Source organism: Prevotella sp. PTAC (assembly GCF_013166535.1).
In the GTDB taxonomy this organism is placed as follows: domain Bacteria; phylum Bacteroidota; class Bacteroidia; order Bacteroidales; family Bacteroidaceae; genus Prevotella.
On the sequence record NZ_JABKKK010000011.1, the window covers coordinates 116,706 to 125,498 of the forward strand.

The window sequence follows — 8,793 nt, forward strand, 5'->3', positions numbered from 1 at the left end:
AATCCGTCGATATATCACACGACATTAACAAAGATACCCCAATCCGCAACCTGCGGACGCACACTTCAAGTCACCGGATCGCAGCCTGTATTATGCAAAGATAATACTTTTTCCGAGAAAACAAAGCATTATGACAACAAAATCACATCAATCCCCATCATCAATCCTGGCGCTCAGGTCCCCGACAACAGGTCTATCGGGGCAAGATACAACCGTGGCATCTCCAAGCTTTGTACCATCTCACTCCCAACCCATCACAAAGAAAGACAGTTCCTGCTCCCGGCGACAGCCACCATGCGATGGCGGGCTGCCTTGGCATTTTTCCGCCTGAACACCAAAAAAAACTTACAATAATAAAACGGTATATAAAATATTTCACTATCTTTGCCACTGTGAACCCGGTGGTCTGTCAGAACACATTGTATACTTACATTCGATACAGAACCGCAACAAATACCGCCGGCCACCTTTAACCGCCATCGAAATAACATAACGACAACCACATTGATGAAAAACCTTACAGTATCACTATTATTATTTTGCCCGGCCCTATGTCAGGCACAAACGGGAATACGGTACGCCCAAAACAGGTTCAGGGCAGGTGACGAGCTGACAAAGCATCAGATCGCATACAAAGAACCCGGACGAAGCGGGATACACGTACTGTGGGATCTCGGAGAGACGGAACCGGCAAACGAAAACTACGAACTGAGTTACACGGAAGACGAAAGCCATAAAGACAGTCTCATCATCGGCACGGAACATCGAACCATGTATTATTATCACACGACCGATAACTCGTTGACACTTAACGGCTTTGAGAACAACACCACAAAAGTGAGCTATGACATGCCCGAAGTACTTCTTAAATTCCCGATGTCGTACGGCGACTCAATATCGGGTTGCTTTCATGGCACGGGAACCTACTGCGACAAGGTGGCCTTGCGCACTTTCGGACGATATGTGACAAAAGCCGACGCTGCCGGAATGCTGATACTGCCGGATGGCGACACAATAAGAAACGTGCTCCGCATACACACGGAACGAAGCGTATACGGAGAATATTTCCACATAGACAGCCTGAAAACGATATCCAAGCACCCGTATTCCGCCGAGCGGATAGACAAACAAGGCGATAAATGCCAGACTGTCATCAGAAACGATGTATACAGATGGTACGCCCAGGGATATAGGTATCCGATATTGGAAACACTGCAAACCCATACTGATGAGGATGGCATCGAGAACCGTTTCACAACGGCTTTCTATTACCCGCCGTCGGAACAAAACAATCTTGAATACGACAGCGAGAACAGAGAGATACAAGAACGTCTCATACTGCATGGCGGCAACTTCCGCAATCCGTTATCGGGCAATGCCGGATTCACATACAACGCATATATTTCAGATGACGGCGTCATACGCTTTGAATACGGCATATCGTCAGAAGCCGAAATATCATACGCCATTTACACGCCTGACGGGAAAACCTTATATGACAGCGGCACGAGACGACACGCTGGCGGTGTATACAAAGAACAATTCAACACCGCCGGATACACCAAGGGCGTGTATCTGATAAACATCCGGGTAAACGACAACAGGTATGCCGAAAAGATATTATTAAAATGAGAATCCCTACATCCGTACAATAAACTTATATACCATGAAGACGATAAGAACTGCCCTGTATCTGATAATAGTGTTATCGGCAAGTGTCGCAAAAGCACAACTGACGCCATTGAAAAACATACAGTCACCGGAAATCGCCAACCTCGGACTTTACGGCATCATACCTGTGAGCCACTACACCGGAATACCGGAAATATCGGTTCCGCTATATGACATAAACGTAGGGGATTACAGTATGCCGCTATCCGCAAACTATCATTTGGCCGCGGTAAAGCCTGATATGCAGCCCGGTTGTCTCGGTATGGGCTGGAGCCTTATGGCAGGAGGATATATCACCCGTACCGTTCGATGTATATGTGACGAGATGTGCGGCTCGAACAATATAGGGCACGGATTTTACTATCATGCCACAAAGATGAAAAACATATCCAACAGCACTTTCGACCAAATGACAAAAACCAAATTGCGCGGCAACGACTACTTTGAACTTACAGCCGACGAGTTCTCTTTCTCGTTTTGCGGATACTCAGGTACTTTTTATTATAATGAGGATGGCGGTTGGACCGTTATCTCCGACGATGATATAAAAGTGGAGTTCGACCCGACATTAGGAAATGGTTTCATCGACCTTAAAACATTGGAGACGCGCTTCAAGACCACGGGCTGGAACACGAGATCCGATTATAACAGGTTTTTCAATAAGTTCACGCTTGTCACACCGGACGGATGCAGATACGAATTCGGCGGACTCGACGCGACAGAATTCAGCACACCATATTATGCGCGAGCTACCAATGGACTCACCGCAACCACCTGGCGGCTGAAAAGAATAACGACAGTCGACAAGCATGTGATAGAGTTTAAATACGACACGTCTTCCATCATGTGCGACCTGCGCTATATGCCGCTATACAGAAAGTTATACAATGTATCGCAAGTTCCTTCCGACCCACTCATAAAAGGTCGGCAAGCCTTCACCGGATTTCTTCTTTTTCCGGCAAATCTCGTATCAATAACCACTCCCAACGAGACTCTGACTTTCAGTTATAATAAAGAAAACAATTACGGTGACAGATTTTTTCAAACTGTTTACGCCCTATATTGGAAAAATTCCGGATTCACGAGACCATCCCCTTATTCAAGCAACATCGAAGACCCTGCCCTACAATTTCTGGTTTTTATCAACGTCGGACAGCAAAGCAGTGAGAATGCCACCCGCCAGGCGATAGCGAACAAACTCACTCACTGTATTCTCGACAAGATCACAATCAAAGGCAGATATTCAGATACGTCCGGATATGTATATTTCGGGTATTCGGGAGGGAACCATGAAGAGAGATTGAAACTCGCGAGCGTCGCATTCTCGGCAGATCAGCCCCGGCTGGCAGGAAACGGCGACAAACAATACGGAACCGGCATGTCCGATGACATGCCTGTATACAAGTTCAGATATAACAAGAATAAAGAGCGCAACGGGGCCAATATCATGCCATACAGATATTCAATGGCTTACACAGACTCGTGGGGATATTGCCATGGCGGGGAAGTAACGCTGTCAGCCACCCCGTCTTTCTCGAAAGTTTTACCGGATCTTGAATGTACCACGGCAGAGACCCTCTCCGGAATAACATATCCGACGGGAGGCCGTACACAATTCGAATACGAACTGCACGACTACTCCAAGCAAGTGAATGACGACCACTGCACAATCACAACCAAAAAATACAACTCCACATCGGGCGGCTTGCGCGTGGCGACAATAAAGAATCTTGATGAAGATGGCAACATCACAGAAACAAAAAAGTATTATTACTCCGAAAATAAAGATAACGGGGCGACAAGCAGCGGCATATCTGCCGGAGCTCCAGTGACAAGCACTTCTTTCAAAGCCGGAGACGCTATATTGGAACTCAAATCGCAAGGAGGATATTTCCCGTCGGTAACAAATCTCAATACACCCGACGTGGGATACTCATGCGTGATAGAAGAGACCCTTGACAAAAACGGAGAGTCCCTGGGATATGTAAAATACAGATACAGCAATTACGACACGGACATTTTCGGTGAGACTCACGGCAACGAGCAATACACACATACTACTGCCGGAGGCGGCTCCTCACCTTTGGCTATATATACAAGCATGTCTACGGAAAGAGGAAAACTCATGTCGGAAGAGTATTATGACGCGACAAACAAACTGATACGGAAGACAAACATAAAATACAAAAGGACACCGGAGACTCCCATGAAAACCGCATACCAGCAGGAAGTGATACTCAATCACGACCCATACAACGTTATGATAAGCCAGGTGGGATGGCTCGCAAACACCCTGACATGCAGTTACCTGAAAACATTCGCCAAAGACACGACCTATTCCGAAATATCCAACCTGTCTTTCAATACTGAAAGCCACTACACCTACAATGCGGCGAAATTACCCGCACAAGAGCTTACATATACAAGTAAAGGAAACGCAAGAACGATCAGCTACAAATATTCATCTGATGACAAGACAATGTACAACCGGCTGGACAACATGCACATCTTGTCTGCAATCGTAGAAAAAAAGACCAAGGAAATGAACAGTGTCGAAACTGAGACATACGACTATTCATTTACCGGAAACGGCATACCATATATCAGCAAAATAACCACATCGTGGAATAACAGCGCCGCAAAAAGAACTGACTATCAGGTGAATGTCGTCAATGCTTACGGCAAACCGACAGAAATTGTCCGCAACGGCATGACTTCAGCTTTGTTTTGGGGATTTAACGGTCAAAAGCTGCTTGCAAAAATAGACAATTGCACATTAGCCAAGGCAGAAGAGGTCTTAGGAGATGAACGTCATTACTCTTCATGTATGGATTGTTCCCAAATACCATTCGACAATTTCAGTTATCGTCATGATTTAAACAACTCACTTTCCCACTTATACATGTATAATGCTGACATGAGGCTGGTTGCCGAAATTTTTCCTAACGGACTGTCACAACTATATAAGTATGATACAATGGGACGACTCCGTGAAAAGTATTATTACGAGACATTGGATGATGAGCCATGGGATTTGAAACATGTGCTGAACCGTTATGACTATTACTATAAAAAATAAAAGTATTACATCATGCCAAAAACAAACATAAGATACATCTTGTCGCTCATAGCGGCGATATTCGCCATAAGCGCACCCGGACAGACGGATGATTACGGTTATGAATTCATGCCTGTCGAAGATGACGCGCCTATAATGAAGCTGCCGGCAGACACCACACGAAACTGTGTCGTGACGTTCACAGCGACGACGGGCGACGGAAACAACGGGACACTGAGCGCCACATACTATGACGGACTGGGAAGGATAAGGGAGGAAGTACACACAGGTATCACGCCGAAGAAGAATGACATAGTAACCTTCCACGAATACAACTCGCTCGAAAGAAAAGCATGGCAGGGCATCCCGGTTGCCACGGCGTCGGAAGGGACAGGATGCAGGACTAAAGACAAATATCTTGAAGCGGCCATTCAAACAACGGGCGACAACCACCCATATACACAATATTCATACGAAAGGGCGACGCCGGGAAGAACGGTAGCCGTGACAGGGCCGGGAGACGCATGGCACGAGGCCGGCAAAGCCGTGAGATACGCTTACATGGCAAACAGCGGAAGCACCGACACGCTGCGGTGTCTGCTGCACGAGATAACGGAAGGCCCCGGAGGAATATCCGTAAGGGTGGCGGGAGTATACGCCGACGGAACACTGAGCGTAACAAGAACAGAGAATGAGGACGGACACGCCGCACTGGTGTTTACGGACAGGAGCGGAAGAAAAGTGCTCTCCCGTGCCATTGACCGGGAAGCTGGAACTGCATCGTATGATACCTACTATGTATATGACGCAGGAGGAAACCTGAGAGCGGTGCTGCCGCCGGAGCTGTCAGCCAACTGCAACTCGGGAACAATCGACAGCGACATGCTCGAAAAATATGCGTACATATACGGATATGACACGAGAAACAGGATGTGCCTGAGAAAAGTTCCCGGAGCCGAGCCGGAACTGTTCATATATGATGCCGCAGACAGGCCCGTGTACCGGCAGGACGGCAAGATGCGGGAAAAAGGTATATGCGAGTTCACGGCATACGACGTGTTCGGAAGGGAATGCGTCACGGGAGTGTGCTCGTACAGCTTTCCGGCAGACACGAAGTCGTTTTTCCTCGAAACGGTATGCAAATGCGAGTATACGGGAACGGGAAACGGAACGATGGGATACCGTATCACGGGAATATCAGTGCCGGATGCCACCGCCCTGACGGCAAACTTCTACGACAGATACACATTCGCCGAAGGGAACGGGATACTGGACTACAACGAGGAAGACGGATACGGACGGATATACTCAAAGGCGTTGGGATGGAAGACGGGAACTGTCATCGCAAGACTGTCGGCTTCCGATAAGGTATACTCATACGACTCTACGGCCATATACTATGACGACAGGGGACGGATAATACAGACAAAGGCCACAAACAACCTCAAAGGATATGAACGGCACTATCATGCATACGACTTCACGGGAAATGAGACCGGACACAAACACACGCACGCGTTCAGGACAGGATATAAGTCGAACGTGGAAGAGGTGTACAACACGACATACGACCATGCGGGAAGGCCGCTCGTCACCACGCTTGCCGTAAACGGAAAAGAACCGATAAAAATAGCGGACAGGGAATATGACGAGCGGGGAAGACTGGCTGCCGACCGCAAGAACGGACTTCCGACATTAAAAACCGGGTATGAATACAACATACGGTCATGGCCGGTGAAAATCGGAACGGGCACAAGATATGTCAGACTGACATACGAACAACCGGGAGCGGGAATAAAGCCGAGGTACGGGGGAGACATCGCGGCAATGCAATGGACGGTAAACAGTCAGTACCAGTTCCGGTATTGCTTCATGTATGACGGACTGGCGAGACTGACCGGAGCAAAATATTGGGAGAAAGAGTCTTACACAGGAAGATACGATACGGAATACTCATACGACGGGAACGGAAACATCACCGTCATAAAACGCAAAGGAGTAGTATCAAACATCGGGGCGAGGTATACAGACAAAATATCGGTCGTATACGACGGGAACAGGCCGGTGAAGGCGACAAACCAAGTAAAAGGAGCATATAAAAAAGGACTCATGCGGTTCCTTGACCTGGCTGACGAGGATACGGAATACGGATATGACGCCAACGGAAACATGGTCATGGACCTGAACAAGGGCATCACAGCCATGTCATACAACGTGACAAACAGGCCGGCAAAAATAGAACTCGACAGCGGAAAGAGCGTATCATACACATACAGAGCCGACGGGGAAAAACTATGCGCAACATACGTGCTCGACCTGCCGTACATAATATACCCGGCAACGACAATGATGATGACGGACGGGGAAAGGCTTCCAAACGGGGCTATCCCACCGGGAACACTGCCAACAGAACCGATATATCCGGGAATAAGAGACTCACTGATTACAAAACCGGACTTCCCCATAACGACACCATACGGTGTAAGGCAGATCGACTATTGCGGAAACGTGATATATGACAATTACAGACTCGACAAAGTACTCTTTGACGGAGGGTACGTCACTTTCACCAACAAGATACCCGTATATCACTTCTACCAGAAAGACCATCTCGGAAACGTCAGGATAGTGTTCAACCAGGACGGGACGGTGGAGCAGACAAACCAGTACTATCCGTTCGGGGCTTTATTCCTCAACGACAAAGACGACGAGGTACAAAGGTATAAGTATAACGGCAAGGAACTCGACAGGCTGCTCGGACTCGACTGGTATGACTACGGGGCGAGGATGTATGACCCGATATTATGCAGGTGGAACAGGCCGGACCCGCTCGCGGACGATTATCTGAATGTCAGTCCGTATGTATATTGTCTTGACAATCCGATAAAGTTTGTAGATCCGGATGGCCGCAGTGTATGGACAAAAATCATAAAAGGCGGATATCGTATAGCAAAAACCGCAAGCAAAAAAGGCTTTTCCGCATTGACAAAAGCGGACACTTACTATGATATCGTTTCCGACATAACGGAAAATGCGAACACGCTTTTAAATGATGAAGCATCGACCGAAGAGAAAGTCATTGCAGGGGCAAGTCTCGCTTCGGAATTCCTGCCTGTAAGTATCGGTGATGTTAAAGACGGCGTAAAGATTGTAAAAGCCGTGCACGGGAACTCAAAGGCAAGCACAAGGGCACAGCATGCTTATGACATCATAGATAAATTCACCGGAGAGATAGTAAAGACAGGTGTAAGCTCCGGAAAGATAAGGAAAGACGGCAAATCATACAGAGCGGAGAGTCAGGTAAGGAAATGGAATCGTCTGGCAGGAGAGGACAGATATGAATCTGTTATAACACATAAAGAACCGGCGGGAAAGAATGCAAGAGATAAGATTTATAATTATGAAAAAGATAGAGCAAATACATTAAGAAAACAGGGACAATTAAAAGATGAACATAAACATAAAATACCATAAATTATGAACTTAAGATACATTAGTTTAAACATACATCATGAACATTATTCAGGTATAAGTAACGATTTTCGTTATAAATTTCAATTTAATGTTAGTTTTATAGACTACTATTTATCAAAAGCCGTTCGCAAAGAAAAGATAGAAACAGGCATTTATAATATGATTTACGTTCTATTATCTGCAAAAATAATAAAACCCACAATAAAGCTAAGCGAATGTTTTAAGACAATAGAGATTACAATACCTTTTGATGAAGCGGAACAAAGCCGTTATATAGCAATGGACATCGAGGAACGATATGAGTTTTACCTGGCAATGCTGGAAAAAGGATATTATCTGGCAAATATCGTGTGTGACGTAAAACCGGAGATACTTATCGGACTTCACCAACAGTTCAGACAGGGTGGATACAGAAACGAGTGGCTGTTCAAGAAAAAGAGGATAAAGGAATATGGAATAAACGTTGTGCTTGACTGCGTGTTCACATCGTTCGAATTCAAACTAATGCTGACAGTTCTCGACTTGAAAAAGAACCCGATAGCAAAAGGATGTATATATCATACGTATCCGGATTATACTTTCTTTTATAA

Annotated in this window: 4 protein-coding genes; all 4 read left to right on the forward strand. The window is 46.3% G+C overall.

Going from position 1 to position 8,793, the window contains the following annotated elements; all coding sequences use genetic code 11:
• Positions 1-507 precede the first annotated feature (507 nt).
• On the forward strand, positions 508-1,632 hold the full coding sequence (locus HPS53_RS09865; protein ID WP_172205947.1) for a T9SS type A sorting domain-containing protein: 1,125 nt from the start codon (positions 508-510) through the stop codon (positions 1,630-1,632).
• 34 nt (positions 1,633-1,666) lie between these two features.
• On the forward strand, positions 1,667-4,750 hold the full coding sequence (locus HPS53_RS09870; RefSeq protein ID WP_172205948.1) for a hypothetical protein: 3,084 nt from the start codon (positions 1,667-1,669) through the stop codon (positions 4,748-4,750).
• A 12-nt stretch (positions 4,751-4,762) separates the two neighbouring features.
• The gene (locus HPS53_RS09875) at positions 4,763-8,203 is read left to right on the forward strand and encodes an RHS repeat-associated core domain-containing protein (RefSeq protein WP_172205949.1); all 3,441 of its coding nucleotides are present in this window, start codon (positions 4,763-4,765) and stop codon (positions 8,201-8,203) included.
• Between the two features lie 159 nt (positions 8,204-8,362).
• Positions 8,363-8,793: hypothetical protein (locus tag HPS53_RS09880; RefSeq protein WP_216651918.1), on the forward strand; the 431-nt coding region annotated here is incomplete at its 3' end.

Coding starts and splice junctions, on each gene's coding strand:
- HPS53_RS09865 (WP_172205947.1), top strand. CDS start 508: ATGAAAAACCTTACAGTATCACTATTATTATTTTGCCCGGCCCTATGT.
- HPS53_RS09870 (WP_172205948.1), top strand. CDS start 1,667: ATGAAGACGATAAGAACTGCCCTGTATCTGATAATAGTGTTATCGGCA.
- HPS53_RS09875 (WP_172205949.1), top strand. CDS start 4,763: ATGCCAAAAACAAACATAAGATACATCTTGTCGCTCATAGCGGCGATA.